Origin of the sequence: Stutzerimonas stutzeri KOS6 (assembly GCF_000307775.2) — a bacterium.
Taxonomy (GTDB): domain Bacteria; phylum Pseudomonadota; class Gammaproteobacteria; order Pseudomonadales; family Pseudomonadaceae; genus Stutzerimonas; species Stutzerimonas stutzeri_B.
The window spans coordinates 1,603,676-1,622,207 of sequence record NZ_KK020676.1; the positions used below are offsets into that span (position 1 = coordinate 1,603,676).

The window sequence follows — 18,532 nt, forward strand, 5'->3', positions numbered from 1 at the left end:
GATGACCTTACTCAGCGAAAGCGAACTGCAACAGGTAGCCGAAGCGATCGAGCGCGTCGAGCGTGACACCGATGCCGAGCTGGTGACGGTATTGGCCTCGCAGGCCGACGACTACCACTACATCCCCCTGCTATGGGCCAGCCTGATCGCCCTGCTGCTGCCCGGTGCCGCGCTGTTCTTCACCGGTTGGCTGGGTGCCTGGCAGCTGCTGCTGGTGCAGTGGGCGACCTTTATCGTGCTCGCGGTACTGTTCCGCATGCCTGTGCTGACCAGTCGCCTGATTCCGCGCTCGGTGCGCAACTGGCGCGCCTGCAATCTGGCGCGGCGTCAGTTCATCGAACTCAATCTGCATCACACCGAAGGTGACACCGGGGTGCTGATCTTCGTCTCGGAAACCGAGCGCTATGTGGAGATCCTGGTCGATCGCGGCATTTCCAGTCGCATCGAAAATGCAGCCTGGGAGTCGATTGTCGACAGCTTTACCGAAAGCGTGAAGCGCGGCCAGGTGCTCGAAGGGTTCCTCGGTTGCATCGATGCCTGCGGGACTCTGCTGGCCCGACACGTGCCCAAGACCCATGAGCGCAACGAGCTGCCGAACCGCCTGGTAGTGCTGCCTTAGCGCTCCCCGCAGCGATGGCGCCCGTGGGCGCCATCCGTTCACCGCATGCGTCGTTGTTCGGCAAGTAGCTGGCGCTCGCGCTGCAGGGCGCGCGCAAGGGGTTGCTGAGCGTCGCGCTCGGCCGCGGCGATCAGTGTCTGGTCGACCAGGTCGCGCTGTGCATGACTGCCGCCGAAGCGCTGCGCCTGATTGCGGATCGCCCGCAGCAGCTCTACGCATCGCCCATGGTCACCTTCGACGAACGCGACCACCGCCTCGACGCCCGGAGCGCCGATCTGGCCGGTGAAGCGTGCGTTGTCGTCGTCCCGCGCGCAGGCCCGTCGCTGGGCTTCACGCAGCAGGCCCAGCAGGTCCTCGCGGCCGGCGCAGGCGAAGGCCATCGCCGCGTGAAAGTCGTTGAAGGCATAGTTGCCGTCCGCTGCCATCGCTGCCCAGCGCTCGGCCACGCCCGCCCAGCGGTCGCCGACATCCACGCCGCGCAGTTGCAGCCGCCAGAGCAGTGCGCTTGCGTCGATCAGCTCCAGCGCCAGGGTGCTCTGTTGGCCATTCACCGGGCCGTCGAACAGGGCCAGCGCAGCATCGCAATCGTCCAGTTCGATGTGATGCAGCGCCAGGTGCCACCAGTTGTGCACCGCCAGCATGCTGTCCTGCTGCCAGGCCGGATTGCCGCGCATCCAGGCGATGCCTTCCTCGCGCCGCCCCTGCATCTCCAGCACATGCGCGACGGCGTGTTGCGCCCAGGCATCGTCGGGTTGCAGCGCGATTGCTTCGCGGCCATAGCGTTCGGCAAGCCGATAGTCACCGGTCTCTTCCAGCCCGAAGGCATACAGGCCGAGCAGCGCGTGATAGCCAGGCACTTCCAGCGACCAGTCCGGCAGGACGCGGGCGATGCGGTCGCGCAGCATGCGTGCATCGCCGGTGAAGAAGTCGATCTGCTGCCCGGCCTGCAGCGCCAGCATGTCGTGGGGGTAGTCGATGCTGAGGTCTTCCAGTACGCGCCCGGCGGCGTGCCAGTGGCCGTCCAGCAGCTGACCCAGCGCCTGCAGGTGGCGTGCCTCGCGGTCATTGTGCGGCAGCTCCCGGGCGCGCTCGTACGAGGCGCGGGCCACCGGCAGGGCGGCCGCCTCGGTGCCGAGCAGGTAGAGCCAGGCGTGCAGGACATGGCCCATGACCAGTTCCGGCGAGGCCTGCAGTGTGACCTCGGTGGTCGCCAGCGAATCGGCGTGCAGGCAGCGGAACTGCGCGAGCGCCCGATCGAGCAGGGGCTGCGCCTCGCTGTTGCAGCCGGTCAGTTGGTACCCGTGTGCGTCTTTCATTGTTCTATGCTCCATGAGTCCGGTTCGTTGGCATCGGCCAACGTGCCCATACTCGGGGTTACGTCTGCGTTGCACCCCAGTCATCCTGGAAACAAACCGGCTATTTCCGCCATGGCCCGCTCAGAGATCGCCGAACGCCCGCCGCTGACCGTCGCCCTGCTGGCGACGCCGGACAGTACGGCGTCGACGTTGTTCGGCCTCTACGATCTGCTGCTGGGCGCCCGTCGCGACTGGCAGCAACTGCTGCACCGCGCCGATGTGGCATCGCCTTTCCTGCCGCTGATCGTCAGTCGCGACGGGCGCTCGCTACGCGTCTACAACGACATTCCGGTCCACCCTCACGCCAGTCTGGACGATGCGCCGCCGACCGATGTGGTGATCGTCAGCAATCTTGCGGTCAGCCCCTGGGAGCCGCTGGACGATCGCTATGCGCGCGAGGCGCAATGGCTGTGCGAGCGCTACGCGGCCGGCGCGACGCTGGCGGCGGCTTGCTCCGGAGCCATGTTGCTGGCGCGTACCGGACTGCTAACCGGTTGTGAAGGGACTTCGCACTGGGGCTATTGCGATTGCCTGCGCCGCGAGTATCCGGACGTGCACTGGCATCCGGACAAGGCATTGGTCAGTACCGGGGTCGGCCAGCGTCTGGTGATGTCCGGCAGTGGCAGCAGCTGGCATGCGCTGGGGCTGTTTCTCATCGCCCGTTTCGTCGGTGCGCGTGAGGCGATGGAGGTGGCGCGGCTGAACCTGTTCGACTGGGACGCGACCAGCCCGCTGGCCTACGCGGCGATGATGCGCACCAGCCAACTGGCCGATCCGGTGATCGCCCGCTGCCAGGAGTGGGCCGCGCAGCACTACGAGGAAGAGGCTCCGGTGAGCGCCATGGTGCGCATCAGTGGCCTGCCGGAGCGGACCTTCCAGCGCCGCTTCGCCCTGGCCACCGGTCTGACGCCGCTGGATTACATCCATACGTTGCGGCTGGAGGAGGCCAAGCAACTGCTGGAAAGCAGTGAGCTGTCGGTGGAGGCGATCGCCTGGGAGGTCGGTTATCAGGACGCCGGCTTCTTCGGGCGACTGTTTCGGCGCAAGGTCGGCCTCACGCCGGCGCAGTACCGGCGGCGCTTCGGCGTGCTGTCGCGCCGCCTGGCCGGCATTGCCACACTGCAGCAGGTGGCGCCGGCCATGCACTGATCCCTGGCTCAGCGCCGGGTTGGGCCGTCGTCTTCCGGCTCGCTCGATAGCACCGGCGACAGTTCGAAGCTGTCGGTACTGTCCATGGCGCTGGCCGCGACGCGGTCGATGCTGTTCAGCGCATGGCCGATGATCGAGCTGACACTGGCTTCGTGATGTTGCACGGGTAGCCGCTCGATGGCCGCCAGCACCTCTTCCCCGGGCACGGTTTCCACTGCGAGCAGGCGTTCGGTGATGTGATCTAGCGCCGGTTTCAGTCGCTGCAGCAAGGCGAGACATTCCTGATTGAGCTGCTGCAGCAGTTCGTCCGCCGCCTCCAGCGCTTCGCGCGGATCGCTTTCCAGATGCGCATCGCGCACGGCCTGCAGGCTCAACAGTGAACCGCGCGGGCCCATGCCCAGGGCGCCGACCATGGATAGGGCGATCTTCGAGGCTTCCTGCAGGTCCTGTCCGGCGCCGGACGATACCTCGTGGAAGTACAGCTGCTCCGCGCCACGGCCGGCCAGCAGCATCTGGATGCGATTGCGCAGTTCGGAATACATGTGCAGGCGCTTGTCTTCCACAGGGGTGACCAGTGTCACACCCAGGGCCTGCCCGCGCGGCAGGATGGTGACCTTCTCCACCCGGCCGACCTTCAGTGCCGCCGCCACCAGCGCATGGCCGGCTTCGTGCACGGCGATGCGCTTGCGGTCGGTCGGCGACAACGGCGTGACTCCGGAGGGCTGCTCGCCGATGCGGCAGGTTTCCACGGCGTCGACGAAGTGCGCCATGTCGACCTGCCGGGCGCCATCGCGGGCGGCCAGCAGGGCGGCATGGTTGACGATGTAGGCGATGGCTGCGGGCGTCAGGCCGACGGTGTTGCGCGCCAGTTGCGGGAAGTCCAGAGCGCTCGACGCGCTGATCTTGCCGGCGTACAGGCGGAACAGTGCTTCACGGTCATCGAGGCCGGGCAGGCCGACAGCGACGGAGCGGTCGAAGCGGCCTTCGCGCACCAGCGCCGGATCCAGCGAGTTGGGGAAGTTGGTCGCACCCAGCACCAGCACGCCGCGTGCACCATCGAAACCGTCCATTTCGGCGAGGAACTGGTTGATGATACGGTTGCTCTCGGCATCGCTGGAGCGTGTCTGCTCGGCGCGCTTGCCGATGCCGTCGATCTCGTCGATGAAGATGATGCACGGCGCCTGCTTGCGCGCGGTGCGGAACAGCGCCTTGACCTTCTGGATGCCGACGCCGAAATACATCGACGAGAAATCGCTGCCTGTGACCTGGATGAAGCTGGCATTCGACTCGCTGGCCAGCGCCTTGGCCAGCTGGGTCTTGCCGGTGCCGGGCTCGCCGGTCAGCAGCACGCCCTTGGGCGGTCGGGCACCAAGACGGGCATAGGCGGCCGGATCGCGAAGGTAGGCAGTGACGTCGGCGAGGGCCTGCTTGGCCTCGGCGGCGCCGATGACGTCGGCGAAGGTCACGCCGCTGCCCTTGCGCTGGACTTCGAAGCTGCGGGTCTTCATGGCGAAGAATACCGCCGCACCGATCAGCAGCAGGACGATCGGTGAATAGGGCAGCAGGATCTTGTAGAACGGTTTTTCCGCGTCGGTCTGGAACATCACCAGTGGGAACAGTTCGCCGCTGCTCTGTGCGTACTGCTCGAGCAGCAGCCCGGCGACACGACCGGACTGGTCCGGCACCCAGTAGCGCAGGCCGTCGTGCAGGCTGACGTACACCGCATCCTTACCCAATGCGGCGCTGGCGATGCTGGCGCCACGCAAGTCGTTCATCAGTACCGAGAGGTCGCGGCGATTAGCCTGCCAGAGCTCGGTGGAGTCCTGCAGGGCTTCGAGCATACTCGCCGCTGCGCCAGTGGCTGGCGTCGACGGGGCGGTAGGGCGCAGCTGCCAATAGGCGACGCTGGCGGCGATCAGCAAGAGCAGAAAAATGGAGAGTACAGGGCCGAAGCGGCCTTGTAGCAGGCGGGGTGTTTTCATTTCACATCCAATCGGGAAGGCCCGACGTATCAAAAACCACCGCCAGGAGGCGGACCACAGTATTTGCGGGAAACCCCGCGGCGCCAGTTGCATGGCGCGCCACAGTTCGGGATGTTTTGGATGCGATTTATATGCCCGGCTGTGTCTCGGGTCGGCAGACTCCGATAGCCGGCGAGAATACGGCAAGTGCCACCATGGAGGCGGCCACGCGACGAACGGATGGTAAGTTTTCGACGAATGACCGGTGCCTCGGGGAACTAAATTCGCGGCGAATGCGTGGCGTGGGCGGGCGGCGGATGGCATCTGTCACGTAAGTGATCCGATGCAGAGATTGTCCCGCAAGGGCCTGCTAGGGTTCATCGTCGCACGGTCGCTTGTCACGAACCGGGCGCAATAAGAACCTGCCGACAGTCGCCCGGAACCGATGCCGGTGCGGAAAAACAACGTCCGACCGACCCGAGACTTCAACATGCCGAACAATAAGAAGAATCTTCGCTGCGCCTTTCTCTGTGCGCTGATTACCCTCCTGCCATTTGCGTCGGCCAGTGCCGACGGGGAAACCATCAAGCTGCTCACGCAGAACTTCCCGCCGTTCAGCATGGCCGACGATGGCAAGAATTTCGCCAAGGAGGAGGCGATCAGCGGCATAGACGCCGAAGTGGTGGCCGCCCTGTTCAAGCGCGCGGGCGTGCCCTACGCGATGACGCTGCGTTTCCCGTGGAGCCGCCTGCAGCAGCTGGCCGAGAAGACCCCGGGCTTCGCCGTCTTCTCCCTCAGCCGTACCCCCGAGCGCGAGCCCAAGTACAAGTGGGTCGGTCCGCTCAGCGAGATCCAGATTCGTGCTGCTCAAGACTCCGGAGAGCCGGATTCAGGTCTCCAGCCTGGATGATGCCAAGCAGTATCGAATTGGCTCAAAGGATGGCAGCGTGGGCAGTCAGTACCTGATCAATCGTGGTATCGAGGTGCAGAGTTCGCTGATCGATACGCCGGCCAAGCTGAAGGCCGGTCAGTTCGATCTGTGGGCGACCACCAACCCCTCCGGCGAATACGAGGCGAAGCAGGCCGGCGTCGGCCCGCTGGTCGTGGCGCTGACCCTGAGCCGCGTCGACCTATACCTGGCGCTGAACAAGGAAACGCCGGATGCGGTCGTCGAGAAACTGCAGCGGACCCTCGACCAGATGATGCAGGAAGGGCTGCTGCAACAGGCGGCGCAGCGTTACGTGAACTGAAGGTGTTCCACGCTACCGGGGAGCGGGTGATCGTCCCCTGACGCGATTTTTCGCAGATCGCTATCTGCGAAAAATCACATCCCCATCCAGGCATGAGCGAGCCATGTCTGTACGGCACTCGGCTCAGGCTGCCGCAGCGAGGACTGGCGCGCTCTTACTGCATATCGGCTGGCGGGATTCCGGCCTGCTGATGGTTGAGGCCGCGAGCGGATGCGGCCCGTGCGCCTGTTCAACCAACAAATCACCGGAAAACGAGACGGCGGGATTTTTTGCCGGTTTGGACTGCCTTAGTCCAGTGGAGCGGGACCGCTCCAACCGCATTCCTGACGATTCGAGAGTTCGATGACTTGCTTCAACAACTACATGCGCCGTGCCTTCTACATGGCTGCTGCAGTCTGGATTGCGCCTGTCGCCGCGGAAACCCTGCCCGAACCGGTAGGGCATGTGGCGCGGGTGGAAGGTGCTGCGTACATCAGCAGTCGCGGCCATACCAACGCTGCCAAGGTCGGCCAGGCGATCGTGCCGGGAGTGGTTTTGAGTACCGGTGCGGAGGGCGCGCTGGGGGTGATTTTTGGCGACGGCAGTGTGCTGGCGTTCGGCCCGCACAGTGAGCTGATCCTCGACGACTATCGCTTCGCTCCGGCTTCGGATGAGCTGCGCCTGCGCGCGACGCTCACCCGCGGCACGCTCAACCTGATTGCGGGTGACATGGCTCGCCTCGATCCACAGGCCATCGCCGTCGACACGCCTGATGGCCGCATCGGTGTACGCGGTGGCCAGGTATTGATGAAGGTGGCGCCGTGAGACCGCTGGCGCTGAGCAAAACGATAGCGCTGCTGACGGTGGTGCTACTGGGCGGCTGCGCGCAGCATTCCTACGTGATGCTGGCGGACGATGCGAATGGGCGCGGTGGCGTGATGCTGGGGAAAGAGGGAGAGCATCGGCTGGATGCGCCCGGCAAGGGTATGGCGATAGCGGGTATTGGTCAGCCCTTCGCCGTGTCCGAAATGCGCCGCAAGGCGGATTTCGACAAGGCGCTGGCTGCCCAGCCCGCATTGCCCGAGCGCTTCACGCTTCACCTGACATCGTCCGGTGGGCTGGACGGCGCGACCGGGCAGTTGCTGGACAGCGTTCTGCTGGCCGCGCGGCGCCGTGATTATCCGGTGGTCACGGTAATCGGCCACACAGATACCCTGGGTCATCGTGCGGCCAACGAGCAGGTGGGTTTGCGTCGCGCCCAGGCGGTAGCAGAGCTGCTACGCACCAAGGGGCTGGAAGCGATGGAGTTGCGGGTGGAATCCCATGGCGAACGCAATCCGCTGGTAGCGACACCGGATGCCACTGTCGAGCCGCGTAATCGCCGGGTCGAGGTACTGGTACGCTGAGGTGATGCCGGCGAGGCAGGCTTATGCCGCGCCGGTGCAGACGATCAGCTCAGTCGATGACCAGTATCGCGTCCATTTCCACCTGGGCGCCCTTGGGCAGGGCGGCAACGCCGATGGCGGCGCGTGCCGGATACGGCTGCTGGCAATAGCGGCTCATCACCTCGTTGACGGTGGCGAAGTTGGCCAGGTCGGTGAGGAAGATGTTGAGCTTGACGATGTCCTTCAGCGAGCCGCCAGCCGCTTCGGCCACGGCCTTGAGATTCTCGAATACCTGCACGGCCTGCGCTTCGAAGCCTTCCACCAGCTCCATGCTCGCGGGGTCCAGCGGAATCTGCCCGGACAGGTAGACGGTATTGCCGGCGCGGATCGCCTGGGAATAGGTGCCAATGGCGGCGGGGGCTTTATCGGTATTGATTACGGTCTTGCTCATTTGCGCACTCCTCGGGAATTGGCTTGGGGCACGAAGGATAAAACAGCCAGTGGGGGAAAAGACGATAAAAGCGGTTGGAAGTCGAGGCTGGACGGGCAAGCGGCTCGAGGGCGCTCTTTCGTCCGGTCTGCTGCCTCTAACGCCTTTTCGTAATTTATGCCTTGACTCGCGTGATCCGCGTCACGCCCTTGATCGCCCGCAGCTTCTTGATCACCCGCGCCAGGTGCACGCGATCATGCACGCTGACTACCAGCTGGACCACGCTGATGCGGCCGTCGCGCTCGTCCATGCCGATCTTCTCGATGTTGCCATCGGCGGCATTGACGCTGCCGGCGAGCAGGGCGATGAGGCCGCGCTGATGCTCCAGCTCGACGCGCAGTTCGACATTGAACTCGCCGGTAACATCCTTGGACCAGGATAGCTGTATGCACTTGTCCGGGTTGTGGCGGACATCGGCGATGTTTCGACAGGTTTCCAGGTGCACCACCATGCCCTTGCCGGCGGACAGGTGCCCGACGATCGGATCGCCGGGGATCGGCGTGCAGCACTTGGCATAGTTGAGCACCAGTCCTTCCGTGCCGCGGATGGCCAGTGGGCCCTGCAGCGCCGGTGCCTCCTCGTCGTCACTCAGGATCAGGCGACGAGCGATGACATACGCCATGCGATTGCCCAGCCCGATGTCTTCCAGCAGATCCTCGACGTATTCCATGTGGTACTCGGCGAGTACCTGCTGAATACGCTCCGGGCTGATCTTCTCCAGGCTGGTTTCGAAACCGCTGAGCGCCTTGCTCAGCAGGCGCTCACCGAGGTTGATCGACTCCGAGCGGCGTTGCAGCTTGAGTGCATGGCGGATGTGGGTGCGTGCCTTGCCGGTGACGACGAAATTCAGCCAGGCCGGATTCGGCCGCGCCCCCGGCGCGGTGACGATCTCAACCGTCGAGCCGCTTTCCAGCGGTTGCGACAGCGGCGCCAGGCGGCGGTTGACGCGACAGGCGATGCAGGTGTTGCCGACGTCGGTATGCACCGCGTAGGCAAAGTCGACCGCAGTGGAACCCTTGGGCATCTCCATGATGCGGCCCTTGGGGGTGAAGACGTAGACCTCATCGGGGAACAGGTCGATCTTCACGCTTTCGATGAATTCCAGCGAATTGCCGGCGCGCTGCTGCAGTTCCAGTACGCCCTTGACCCATTGCCGCGCGCGCGCGTGGGTGCCCTTGGGCACTTCGTCCTCGTTGGATTTGTACAGCCAGTGCGCGGCGATGCCGTTGTTGGCCATCTCTTCCATCTCGCGGGTGCGGATCTGGATCTCGATGGGCACACCGTGCATGCCGAACAGCGTCGTGTGCAGCGACTGGTAGCCGTTGGCCTTGGGGATGGCGATGTAGTCCTTGAAACGACCCGGCAGCGGCTTGTACAGGCTGTGCACGGCGCCGAGCACGCGATAGCAGGTGTCGGCCTTGTCCACTACGATGCGGAAGGCGTAGACGTCCATGATCTCGTGGAATGCCTTGCGCTTGCCGCGCATCTTCTTGTAGATGCTGTACAGGTGCTTCTCGCGGCCCAGCACCTCGCCTTCCAGGCCTTCGCGCTCGAGGCAGTGGATCAGCGACTGTTCGATCTTCTCGACGATCTCGTTGCGATTGCCGCGGGCGCGGCGAACCGCCGCGCGGATACGCTCGGAGCGCATCGGGTGCATGGCCTTGAAACCGAGATCCTCGAATTCCACGCGCATGGTGTGCATGCCCAGCCGGTTGGCGATGGGGGCGTAGATTTCGAGGGTTTCCTTGGCGATGCGCCGGCGTTTCTCGCCGGCCAGCACTTCCAGCGTGCGCATGTTGTGCAGGCGGTCGGCGAGCTTGACCAGGATCACGCGAATGTCGCGGGCCATGGCCATGGCCATCTTCTGGAAGTTCTCGGCCTGGGCTTCGGCCTTGGTCTCGAAGTTCATCTGGGTCAGCTTGCTGACCCCGTCGACCAGTTCGGCGACGGTTTCACCGAATTGCGCGACCAGTGCTTCCTTGGGGATGCCGGTGTCTTCGATGACGTCATGCAGCATCGCGGCCATCAGGCTCTGATGGTCCATGTGCATGTCGGCGAGGATGTTGGCTACCGCGAGAGGGTGGGTGACGTAAGCTTCACCGCTGCGCCGGCGCTGGCCATCATGGGCCTGCTCGGCATAGAAATAGGCGCGACGGACCAGATTGACCTGGTCCGGGCCGAGGTAGGTCGACAGGCGATCCGCGAGCGCGTCTATGGCTGGCAAGATAATGCTCCTTGCCAGCGGGCTTCGATGTTATCGGTTCGACTTCGACCTGGCATTTAATCAGATGGCCTCGTTGGGCTCTTCCTCGTACTGGGTGAAGAGCGGTTCGTCATCGACGATCTCGTCCTGGGCGATGACATCGTAGTCGACCAGGCCGGAGGCGATTTCGCGCAGCGCGACCACGGTTGGCTTGTCGTTTTCCCAGGCCACTTTCGGCTCTTTGCCGCCGGTCGCCAGTTGACGCGCGCGCTTGGTGGCAAGCATGACCAGCTCGAAGCGGTTATCAACGTTGTCCAGGCAGTCTTCAACGGTAACGCGGGCCATGGTGTTCCTCGTGATCAATAGCGGTAGAGCATGCCCGAATGGGCGAGCGGACGGAGTAGTCTAAAAAATCACCAGCCTTAATGGAAGCGCTGTTTCTTCGCGGCCGCGTGGCTGGTCAACGCTCGGGGCTCGGCGTGTTGGGTTTCGCTGCGCTCAACCCAACCTGTGTTGTACCTTCAACCTTCCTAAGCCAGCAAATCGCCGAGCAGGCGGGCGTGGCGTTGTTGCTGGTTACGCTGTTTAAGCTGGTTGGCGCGGAAGATCGATTGCAGATCGATCAGGGCATGGGCGAAGTCGTCGTTGATCACCAGGTAGTCGTACTCGACGTAGTGGCTCATCTCGCTGACGGCTTCGCGCATGCGCTTCTCGATGATCTCGTCGCTGTCCTGGCCGCGATTGTTGAGGCGCTGACGCAGGGCCTCCTGGGACGGCGGAAGGATGAAGACCGACTTGGCCTGGGGCATCAGGCGGCGGACCTGCTGCGCGCCCTGCCAGTCGATTTCCAGAATCAGGTCGAAGCCCTCGGCCAGTGTTTCCTCCAGCCAGCGCTGCGAGGTGCCGTAGAGGTTGCCGAACACTTCGGCATGCTCAAGAAACTCGTTGCGCTCGAGGCGGGCGAGGAATTCCTCACGGCTGACGAAGTGATAGTTGACCCCGTCGACCTCCCCCGGCCGCATGGCGCGGGTGGTGTGCGAGACCGATACGCGCACCTGTGGCTGGGCGTCGATCAGGGCCTTGACCAGGCTGGTCTTGCCGGCCCCGGAAGGCGCGGAAACGATATAGAGCGTACCGGTGGTGGCGGACATGACGGGTTCCTGGAAAACGCTATGAGTGCTGATGGGTGAAAAAGTAGACCAGCCGCCTGTGCGGCTGGCGGCTATTCGAGATTCTGTACCTGCTCGCGCATCTGCTCGATCAATACCTTCAGGTTGACCGCGGCCTGGGTGCTGCGCGGGTCAAAGGCTTTCGAACCGAGGGTATTGGCTTCGCGGTTGAGCTCCTGCATGAGGAAGTCGAGACGGCGTCCGGCCGCCCCTCCGGCCTTGAGTACGCGCCGCACTTCGGTCACGTGGGTGCTCAGGCGGTCGAGCTCCTCGGCCACGTCGCTCTTCTGTGCCAGCAGGACCATCTCCTGCTCGAGGCGCGGAGGATCGAGTTCTGCGCGGATCTCGGCAAAGCGATCGATGATCTTCTGGCGCTGGGTTGCGAGCATCTGCGGCACCTGCTCGCGCAGCGTGGCGACTTCCTCGAGCATGCTGTCCAGTCGGTCGCCGAGCAGTTTGGCCAGTTCCTCGCCTTCGCGCCGACGGCCTTCCTTGAGCTGCTCCAGTGCCACGTGGAAAAGCTGCAGCGCGCTCTGGTTGAGTGCCTGGGGATCGGCGGCGTCGCCAACCAGTACGCCGGGCCAGCCGAGTACCTGCAGCGGGTCGATGAGGGCTGGCTGGGCAATCAGCGCGGCAACCGTCTCGGCCGCCGCGATCAGCTGGCTGGCACGTTCGCGGTCGACCTGCAGGCTGTTGCGGTCATTCGCCTCGACGAAGCGCAGGGTGCATTCCACCTTGCCGCGCGACAGGCCCTTGCGCAGGGCATCGCGAACCGCGCCCTCGAGATCGCGGAAGGCTTCCGGCAGGCGCAGGTGCGGCTCCAGATAGCGGTGATTGACCGAGCGGATTTCCCAACTGAGGGTTCCATTGGCGCCGGCCTGCTCGCTGCGGGCAAAGGCCGTCATGCTGTGGACCATGGGGAATACCTCTCGAATGCGGACTGCGAAAGGCGGAGGATTGTAAAGGAAAACGGGCCGTCACTGCAGCGATGGCCGGACGGTCCGACCATTTCCCTGTCGATGGGCTCTATAATGCCGCACACATTCTTATCTAGCAGGACGTACCCATGAAGCGACCCAGTGGCCGTGCCGCCGATCAGCTCCGCTCGATCCGCATCACTCGCAACTACACCAAGCACGCCGAGGGTTCGGTATTGGTGGAGTTCGGTGATACCAAGGTGATCTGCACAGTCAGCATCGAGTCGGGTGTTCCGCGCTTTCTGAAGGGGCAGGGGCAGGGCTGGCTGACCGCCGAGTACGGCATGCTGCCGCGCGCCACCGGTGAGCGGAACCAGCGGGAAGCCGCGCGAGGCAAGCAGGGTGGGCGCACGCTGGAAATCCAGCGCCTGATCGGCCGCTCGTTGCGTGCGGCACTGGACATGAGCAAGCTTGGCGAGAACACGCTGTTCATCGACTGCGACGTGATCCAGGCCGACGGCGGTACGCGTACCGCTTCGATCACTGGCGCCATGGTCGCGCTGATCGACGCACTCAAGGTATTGAAGAAACGCGGTGGCCTGAAGGGCGGCGATCCGCTCAAACAGATGATTGCGGCGGTCTCGGTCGGCATCTATCAGGGTGAGCCGGTGCTGGATCTGGATTATCTGGAAGACTCCGCTGCGCAGACCGATCTGAATGTCGTGATGACAGACGCCGGCGGTTTCATCGAGATTCAGGGTACGGCCGAAGGTGCGCCTTTCCACCCTGACGAGCTGAACGCCATGCTGGCCCTGGCGCACGATGGCGTGCGCCAGCTGTTCGAGCTGCAGCGCGCAGCGCTGGCTGACTGAGTGAGAGGTAACGCGAAATGACCGATCGGGAACTCGTGCCGCTGCCCAGTCGAGAGGCGCGGCAGTGGGCGATGTTCTGCCACTACTCGTCGTTCTTCTGGTTCCTGGCACCGATGATCGGCAACGTGATCGGCCCGCTGATCGTATGGCAGTTGAAGAAGGACATGGATCCCTTCGTCGACCAGCAGGGCAAGGAGGCGCTGAATTTCCAGCTCACCTTCAGCATCCTGCTGATGGTCTGCGGCGTGCTCGCCTGGATTCTCATCGGCTTTCCGCTGATGGTGCTGGTAAGCGTAGTGGCCCTGGTGCTGGTGGTGATCGCCGGCATTCGTGCCAACGAAGGCAAGCCCTACCGCTATCCGTTCTGCTGGCGGATCGTCAAGTAGGGCAAGCCGCGTTCTAGAGGCTCAGCGTCCAGTCGTAGTCCACCAGCAGCGGGGCGTGCTGGGAGAAGCGCGGCTGGCGAGGCAGGCGGGCTGTGCGTACGAAGCGACGCAGGCCGGAGGTGAGGATCTGGTAGTCGAAGCGCCAGCCGAGGTTGAGCATCTCGGCCTGCTCGGTATCCGGCCACCAGCTGAACAGATCGCCTTCCCGGTTGACTTCGCGCAGCGCATCGACATAGCCCATGTTGCCGAATATCTCGTCCAGCCAGGCGCGCTCGGGCGCAAGGAAGCCGGGATCCTGCTGGCAGTCGCGCCAGTTCTTCACGTCCAGCTTCTGATGGGCGACGTACAGCGATCCGCAATAGATGTACTCGCGGCGCTTGCGGCGCTGCTTGTCCAGATAGTGGGCGAAGTCGTCCATGAACTTGAGCTTGTGATTCAGGCTGGCATCGCCGCCATGGCCGGAAGGAACCAGCAGGCTGGCAATGCTGAGCTTGTCGAAATCGGCCTGCAGGTAGCGACCGTAGCGATCCGCGGTCTCGAAACCCAGGCCAGTGATCACGGCTTTTGGCTGCAATCTGGAGTAGAGCGCCACGCCACCTTGTTCCGGAATCTCGGCATCGCAGGCGTAGAGGAAGTAACCATCCAGCTGGTAGGCCGGATCGTCGAGTTCCAAGGCAGAGGCGCGGGTATCCTGCAGGCAGATGACATCGGCATTCTGTGCTTGCAGCCAGCTGAGCAGTCCCCGCTGTGCCGCCGCTTGAATGCCATTCACGTTGACGCTGATGATCCGCATAAATGGCCCCTAAAAACACGTGCGTGTATGATAACCCAAGCTCTTCGCAATTAGCTAAAACAGTGGTCTTCCGGGAAATTTCTTCATGCAGGCGTACCAGCGCGAGTTCATTCGCTTCGCCATCGAGCGCGGCGTTCTGCGTTTCGGTGAGTTCACTCTCAAGTCGGGACGCACCAGCCCCTATTTCTTCAACGCCGGACTGTTCAACAGTGGCAGCGCGCTTGCGCAGCTCGGGCGCTTCTATGCCGCGGCGGTGATGCAGAGCGGTCTGGACTTCGACGTAATCTTCGGTCCGGCATACAAGGGCATCCCGCTCGGTGCCGCTACCGCGATCGCCCTGGCCGAGCAGCACCAGCGTGACGTGCCCTGGTGTTTCAATCGCAAGGAGGCCAAGGATCACGGCGAGGGCGGCACCCTGGTCGGTGCGCCGCTGGCCGGACGCGTGCTGATCGTCGATGACGTGATCACCGCAGGCACCGCGATTCGTGAGGTCATGCAGATTATCCAGGCGCAGAATGCCGAGGCGGCGGGCGTACTCATTGCGCTCAATCGCCAGGAGCGGGGGCAGGGAGAGCTGTCCGCAATTCAGGAAGTGGAACGTGATTATCGAATGCCGGTAATCAGTATTGTGTCGCTGGAGCAAGTGCTGGAGTATCTCGCCGACGATGCTCAACTGAAACGGCATCTGCCCGCGGTGCAGGCCTATCGCGAGCAGTATGGAATCTGACCCGGGTAGGTAGTCCGCCATGCGTAGATCGGTAGCCGCGCGAACGATGCTCCTGTTAGGGGGCCTGACCTCGGCGTTGGCCTCGGCTGCCGAGCTCTATCGTTATGTCGACGAGCACGGTGTGGTCGTGCTCGACCGCCATGGTGTGCCGCCTCAGCATATATCGCGGGGTTATCAGGTCCTCAACGAACAGGGTCGTGTCGTTCGCGAGGTGCCGCCAGCGCCGACCGCCGAGGAGTTCGCCCGCCAGCAGGCACAGAAGGCACGTGATGCTGCGGACACCCGGTTGCTTCGCCTGTACGCCAGCGTCGAGGACGTGGAGCGCGCCGAGACGCGCAAGCTGGCGGAGTTGGATAGCGTCATCGGGCTGGCTCGGGGAAATCTGCAGTCACTCCGGAGCCAGCGTAGCGGGCTGCAGAAACAGGCCGCCAATCACGAGCGCGCGGGGCGCACGGTTCCGGACAATTTGCTGGCGCAGATCGAAAACCTCGAGCAAGAAGAGCAGAGCCTGCTGCGCGACCTCAAGCGTTTCGAGGCGGTGCGTGCCGATGCCGAGGTCAGCTTTGCCGATGATCGCCAGCGGATTGCCGAACTGCTTGGGCGCAATCGATAGACGCGTCACGTGTGGGGTGGGCTGCGCCCCGTCGTATCACCTTTGTTCGCCAGCCTCCTTTGCCGTCGAAAGTGGCCAGATGCCAGCTTTCGGATCAATGCATAGCTTGCTCATTATCATAGAGAAGCGCTCTAGCTCAATGCTTTCAAGGTAGGGGTGAGTTGCGCGAGGTCAGTCTGTACCGTGGCGCAAATTATCGGGTACGGCTGATCAGCATGAATGATAGGGACCTACGCAGTTATCAGGAGCTCCACAAGCCGAAGGGAAATTTCGCGACTCGCGCTGAATACCTCGAGCACGAACTGGAGATCATGGCGCCGAAGCGCTGGGGCATGAACCTGCCGTTTCGTGACTACCGCTTCGAGTACGAAGACTGGGTGCCGGCGATGGCGGCCACCATCGGCAAGATAGTCATGGTTGCGGCAGTCGTTGCGGCTTTTGCCGGGCCGATGGGGCTGTCCAACGAGTTCGTGATCGAGAACGCGCGCTACGAGATGCTGATCGCGGCGCTGCTGTTCGTCGTGGTGTTCTCCGGTTTTCTCAATCCCACGGCCAACCTCGCCGGGACCCACGGCCCGCTGATTCCGCTGATTCCGCTGATCGTCGCATCGGGCGGGCACCCCATGGCATTGGGGATCATGGTGGGCGTGCTCGGTTTCACCTTGGGTGTGTTCAAGGGCGGCAGCCTGTTGGCACGCCTGACCAGCGACGGCGTCTGTGGCGGCCTGCTGCTGTACCTGGGCTTCATCGGCATCACCTCGCAGATCAAGAAGCTGTTCGGCTGGGCCGATGGCTTCGACATGGGCTATATCGCCTTCGTCGTGGTGTTCGCCACCATCGTGATGTACGCCTATCTCGAACATATCCGCATGCGCTGGCTGGCGATTCCGTTGGGCTCGGCGTTGGCGGCAGTGATTGCCTTCGCCTTGGGCGCGCCGTTCGAATTCAGCACCGCGCCGGGCGTGCCCAACCTGAATCCGATGTACTGGTGGGGTGAGAACACCGGCTGGCAGATTGGTCTGCCCGAGCTGCATCACTTTGTTGCCGTCGCGCCCTTCGCCGTGCTGGCGGTAGCCATGTGGTCGCCGGACTTCCTCGGGCACCGCGTGTTCCAGCAGCTCAACTACCCGCCGAAGGCGAAGAAGGTGCTGATGAACATCGACGACACCATGTGCGTCGCAGCCGCGCGGCAGATCGTCGGTACCTCCCTGGGCGGCGGCAATCTGGCCTCGTCCTGGGGTACCTTCATGGTGCCGGCCGCGATTGCCAAACGGCCGATTCCCGCGGGTGCGCTGCTTACCGGCCTGCTCTGCGTGGTCGCGGCGCTGTGGGGCTACCCCATGGACCTGGCGATCTGGCCGCCGGTACTGAGCGTGGCGTTGATGGTCGGGGTGTTCCTGCCGCTGCTGGAAGCCGGCATGCAGATGACCCGCGAAGGCAAGACCTCGCAGTCGGCGGCCATCGTGATCTTTTCTTCGGCGCTGGTTAACCCGGTGTTCGGCTGGTCACTGACCGTGCTGCTCGACAACCTCGGCCTGATCGGTGACAAGGCGCGCGGCCAGTCGTTGAGTCACCTGCATCGCTGGGTCATCCCGACGATCGTTTTCGTCGTGCTCTGCGGCGTGATGCTGGGTATCGGCATGTTCCCGGGCATCCCGGCGATGCTCGAGTCGTTCCGCATCGACCTCTGATTCAGTCGGCGGAAAGGAAAAAGGGAGCCTGGGCTCCCTTTTTCCTTTTGTGGCTTTGTCAGCCCTGGCTGTTGGTGATCAGCGTGCCGACGCCGACGTCGGTGAAGATCTCCAGCAGCACGGCGTTGGGCACGCGGCCATCGATGATATGGGCGCTGTTGACGCCGCCCTGCACTGCTTCCAGCGCGCAGCGGATTTTCGGCAGCATGCCGCCGTAGATGGTGCCGTCGGCGATCAGGGCGTCGACCTGGGCCGTGGACAGGCCGGTCAGCACGCTGCCCTGCTTGTCCATAAGGCCGGCGATGTTGGTCAGCAGCATCAGCTTCTCGGCTTTCAGCGCCTCGGCTACCTTGCCGGCCACCAGGTCGGCGTTGATGTTGTAGGACTCACCGTTCTCGCCCACGCCGATCGGTGCGATCACCGGGATGAAGTTGCCCTGCACCAGCATCTCCAGTAACTCGGCGTTGACTCCGGTGACTTCACCGACATGGCCAATGTCGATGATTTCCGGCTTGGTCATCTCCGGCGTCTGGCGGGTCGCCTTGAGCTTCTTCGCGCGGATCAGACCGGCATCCTTGCCGGTCAGGCCGATGGCGCTGCCGCCATGCTGGTTGATCAGGCTGACGATGCTCTTGTTGACCTGTCCGCCGAGCACCATTTCCACCACGTCCATGGTCTGGCTGTCGGTGACCCGCATGCCGTCGATGAAGTGACTTTCGATATTCAGGCGCTTGAGCAGGTCGCCGATCTGCGGGCCGCCACCGTGCACCACCACCGGGTTGATGCCGACCGCCTTCATCAGCACGATGTCGCGGGCGAAGCCGGTCTTCAGCTCCTCGCTTTCCATCGCGTTGCCGCCGTACTTGATGACCAGCGTCTTGCCGACGAACCGGCGGATATAGGGCAGGGCCTCGGACAGTACCTTGGCGAATTGGGTGGCAGCTTCACGGCTGAGGGTCATGCAGGGCTCCGC

At 63.6% G+C, this 18,532-nt stretch carries 20 protein-coding genes; 11 read left to right on the plus strand and 9 right to left on the minus strand.

All coding sequences use genetic code 11. The features are described from left to right. Position 1: 1 nt before the first annotated feature. Positions 2-619 carry a TPM domain-containing protein gene (locus B597_RS35475; protein ID WP_003295424.1) on the plus strand — a complete coding sequence of 206 codons (618 nt, stop codon included), beginning with the start codon at positions 2-4 and terminating at the stop codon, positions 617-619. A 38-nt stretch (positions 620-657) separates the two neighbouring features. Here the strand turns inward: B597_RS35475 and B597_RS35480 are convergent, their stop codons facing one another. Then, positions 658-1,935: a tetratricopeptide repeat protein gene (locus tag B597_RS35480; RefSeq protein WP_024162071.1), complete on the minus strand. Its 1,278-nt coding sequence runs from the start codon at positions 1,933-1,935 to the stop codon at positions 658-660. Between the two features lie 111 nt (positions 1,936-2,046). Here B597_RS35480 and B597_RS35485 point away from each other — a divergent pair, with 111 nt between their 5' ends. Continuing rightward, on the plus strand, positions 2,047-3,123 hold the full coding sequence (locus B597_RS35485) for a GlxA family transcriptional regulator (RefSeq protein ID WP_024162072.1): 1,077 nt from the start codon (positions 2,047-2,049) through the stop codon (positions 3,121-3,123). A gap of 8 nt (positions 3,124-3,131) precedes the next feature. Here the strand turns inward: B597_RS35485 and B597_RS35490 are convergent, their stop codons facing one another. Beyond that, a complete protein-coding gene (locus tag B597_RS35490; protein ID WP_003295428.1) occupies positions 3,132-5,105 on the minus strand; it encodes an AAA family ATPase in 1,974 nt (657 codons plus the stop codon). Positions 5,106-5,574: 469 nt separating this feature from the next. Between B597_RS35490 and B597_RS47920 the strand changes: the two genes are divergently transcribed. The 4 genes from B597_RS47920 to B597_RS35505 all read left to right on the plus strand — a co-directional run bounded on the left by B597_RS47920 (position 5,575) and on the right by B597_RS35505 (position 7,719). Then, entirely contained in the window at positions 5,575-5,994 is a 420-nt protein-coding gene (locus B597_RS47920) for a transporter substrate-binding domain-containing protein (protein ID WP_330216721.1), read from the plus strand. Between the two features lie 37 nt (positions 5,995-6,031). Beyond that, positions 6,032-6,334 (plus strand): hypothetical protein, encoded by a 303-nt coding sequence (locus B597_RS47925; RefSeq protein WP_419184902.1) that lies wholly within the window; start codon positions 6,032-6,034, stop codon positions 6,332-6,334. 342 nt (positions 6,335-6,676) lie between these two features. Beyond that, complete coding sequence (locus tag B597_RS35500) at positions 6,677-7,138, plus strand: FecR domain-containing protein (protein WP_003295429.1); 462 nt, start codon at positions 6,677-6,679, stop codon at positions 7,136-7,138. Further along, entirely contained in the window at positions 7,135-7,719 is a 585-nt protein-coding gene (locus tag B597_RS35505; RefSeq protein WP_003295430.1) for an OmpA family protein, read from the plus strand. Before B597_RS35500 ends, B597_RS35505 begins: the two co-directional genes overlap by 4 nt. Before the next feature lie 49 nt (positions 7,720-7,768). On the opposite strand, the gene B597_RS35510 is transcribed toward B597_RS35505, so the two are convergent. The 5 genes from B597_RS35510 to B597_RS35530 form a co-directional block, all read right to left on the minus strand. Continuing rightward, complete coding sequence (locus B597_RS35510; protein ID WP_003295431.1) at positions 7,769-8,149, minus strand: RidA family protein; 381 nt, start codon at positions 8,147-8,149, stop codon at positions 7,769-7,771. 154 nt (positions 8,150-8,303) lie between these two features. Next, on the minus strand, positions 8,304-10,412 hold the full coding sequence (gene spoT, locus B597_RS35515; protein ID WP_024162073.1) for a bifunctional GTP diphosphokinase/guanosine-3',5'-bis pyrophosphate 3'-pyrophosphohydrolase: 2,109 nt from the start codon (positions 10,410-10,412) through the stop codon (positions 8,304-8,306). A 60-nt stretch (positions 10,413-10,472) separates the two neighbouring features. Next, positions 10,473-10,736 carry a DNA-directed RNA polymerase subunit omega gene (gene rpoZ, locus B597_RS35520; RefSeq protein WP_003295433.1) on the minus strand — a complete coding sequence of 88 codons (264 nt, stop codon included), beginning with the start codon at positions 10,734-10,736 and terminating at the stop codon, positions 10,473-10,475. A 185-nt stretch (positions 10,737-10,921) separates the two neighbouring features. Continuing rightward, positions 10,922-11,542: a guanylate kinase gene (gene gmk / locus B597_RS35525; RefSeq protein WP_003295435.1), complete on the minus strand. Its 621-nt coding sequence runs from the start codon at positions 11,540-11,542 to the stop codon at positions 10,922-10,924. A gap of 71 nt (positions 11,543-11,613) precedes the next feature. After that, positions 11,614-12,477: a YicC/YloC family endoribonuclease gene (locus B597_RS35530; RefSeq protein WP_003295436.1), complete on the minus strand. Its 864-nt coding sequence runs from the start codon at positions 12,475-12,477 to the stop codon at positions 11,614-11,616. 149 nt (positions 12,478-12,626) lie between these two features. Here B597_RS35530 and rph point away from each other — a divergent pair, with 149 nt between their 5' ends. Continuing rightward, on the plus strand, positions 12,627-13,349 hold the full coding sequence (gene rph, locus B597_RS35535) for a ribonuclease PH (RefSeq protein ID WP_024162074.1): 723 nt from the start codon (positions 12,627-12,629) through the stop codon (positions 13,347-13,349). A 17-nt stretch (positions 13,350-13,366) separates the two neighbouring features. Continuing rightward, complete coding sequence (locus tag B597_RS35540) at positions 13,367-13,735, plus strand: DUF4870 domain-containing protein (protein ID WP_003295440.1); 369 nt, start codon at positions 13,367-13,369, stop codon at positions 13,733-13,735. A 13-nt stretch (positions 13,736-13,748) separates the two neighbouring features. Here the strand turns inward: B597_RS35540 and B597_RS35545 are convergent, their stop codons facing one another. Next, on the minus strand, positions 13,749-14,528 hold the full coding sequence (locus tag B597_RS35545) for an exodeoxyribonuclease III (RefSeq protein ID WP_003295442.1): 780 nt from the start codon (positions 14,526-14,528) through the stop codon (positions 13,749-13,751). 85 nt (positions 14,529-14,613) lie between these two features. Between B597_RS35545 and pyrE the strand changes: the two genes are divergently transcribed. From pyrE to B597_RS35560, 3 genes are all read left to right on the plus strand, one after another. Beyond that, positions 14,614-15,255, plus strand: coding sequence for an orotate phosphoribosyltransferase (gene pyrE / locus B597_RS35550; RefSeq protein WP_003295444.1), 642 nt, complete (start codon positions 14,614-14,616; stop codon positions 15,253-15,255). A 46-nt stretch (positions 15,256-15,301) separates the two neighbouring features. Then, positions 15,302-15,868: a DUF4124 domain-containing protein gene (locus B597_RS35555; RefSeq protein ID WP_003295445.1), complete on the plus strand. Its 567-nt coding sequence runs from the start codon at positions 15,302-15,304 to the stop codon at positions 15,866-15,868. A 215-nt stretch (positions 15,869-16,083) separates the two neighbouring features. Beyond that, on the plus strand, positions 16,084-17,559 hold the full coding sequence (locus B597_RS35560; protein WP_024162076.1) for a DUF3360 family protein: 1,476 nt from the start codon (positions 16,084-16,086) through the stop codon (positions 17,557-17,559). A 58-nt stretch (positions 17,560-17,617) separates the two neighbouring features. Here the strand turns inward: B597_RS35560 and argB are convergent, their stop codons facing one another. Next, positions 17,618-18,520, minus strand: coding sequence for an acetylglutamate kinase (argB, locus tag B597_RS35565; protein ID WP_003295449.1), 903 nt, complete (start codon positions 18,518-18,520; stop codon positions 17,618-17,620). Positions 18,521-18,532 lie beyond the last annotated feature (12 nt).

Bases quoted from the DNA above. Each gene is read 5' to 3' on its own strand.
- B597_RS35530 (WP_003295436.1), bottom strand. From the start codon at position 12,477: ATGGTCCACAGCATGACGGCCTTTGCCCGCAGCGAGCAGGCCGGCGCC.
- B597_RS35500 (WP_003295429.1), top strand. From the start codon at position 6,677: ATGACTTGCTTCAACAACTACATGCGCCGTGCCTTCTACATGGCTGCT.
- pyrE (WP_003295444.1), top strand. From the start codon at position 14,614: ATGCAGGCGTACCAGCGCGAGTTCATTCGCTTCGCCATCGAGCGCGGC.
- B597_RS35480 (WP_024162071.1), bottom strand. From the start codon at position 1,935: ATGAAAGACGCACACGGGTACCAACTGACCGGCTGCAACAGCGAGGCG.
- B597_RS35510 (WP_003295431.1), bottom strand. From the start codon at position 8,149: ATGAGCAAGACCGTAATCAATACCGATAAAGCCCCCGCCGCCATTGGC.
- argB (WP_003295449.1), bottom strand. From the start codon at position 18,520: ATGACCCTCAGCCGTGAAGCTGCCACCCAATTCGCCAAGGTACTGTCC.
- B597_RS35560 (WP_024162076.1), top strand. From the start codon at position 16,084: ATGAATGATAGGGACCTACGCAGTTATCAGGAGCTCCACAAGCCGAAG.
- B597_RS35545 (WP_003295442.1), bottom strand. From the start codon at position 14,528: ATGCGGATCATCAGCGTCAACGTGAATGGCATTCAAGCGGCGGCACAG.
- B597_RS47920 (WP_330216721.1), top strand. From the start codon at position 5,575: ATGCCGAACAATAAGAAGAATCTTCGCTGCGCCTTTCTCTGTGCGCTG.
- B597_RS35490 (WP_003295428.1), bottom strand. From the start codon at position 5,105: ATGAAAACACCCCGCCTGCTACAAGGCCGCTTCGGCCCTGTACTCTCC.
- B597_RS35485 (WP_024162072.1), top strand. From the start codon at position 2,047: ATGGCCCGCTCAGAGATCGCCGAACGCCCGCCGCTGACCGTCGCCCTG.
- B597_RS35540 (WP_003295440.1), top strand. From the start codon at position 13,367: ATGACCGATCGGGAACTCGTGCCGCTGCCCAGTCGAGAGGCGCGGCAG.
- B597_RS35555 (WP_003295445.1), top strand. From the start codon at position 15,302: ATGCTCCTGTTAGGGGGCCTGACCTCGGCGTTGGCCTCGGCTGCCGAG.
- rph (WP_024162074.1), top strand. From the start codon at position 12,627: ATGAAGCGACCCAGTGGCCGTGCCGCCGATCAGCTCCGCTCGATCCGC.
- B597_RS35475 (WP_003295424.1), top strand. From the start codon at position 2: ATGACCTTACTCAGCGAAAGCGAACTGCAACAGGTAGCCGAAGCGATC.
- gmk (WP_003295435.1), bottom strand. From the start codon at position 11,542: ATGTCCGCCACCACCGGTACGCTCTATATCGTTTCCGCGCCTTCCGGG.
- rpoZ (WP_003295433.1), bottom strand. From the start codon at position 10,736: ATGGCCCGCGTTACCGTTGAAGACTGCCTGGACAACGTTGATAACCGC.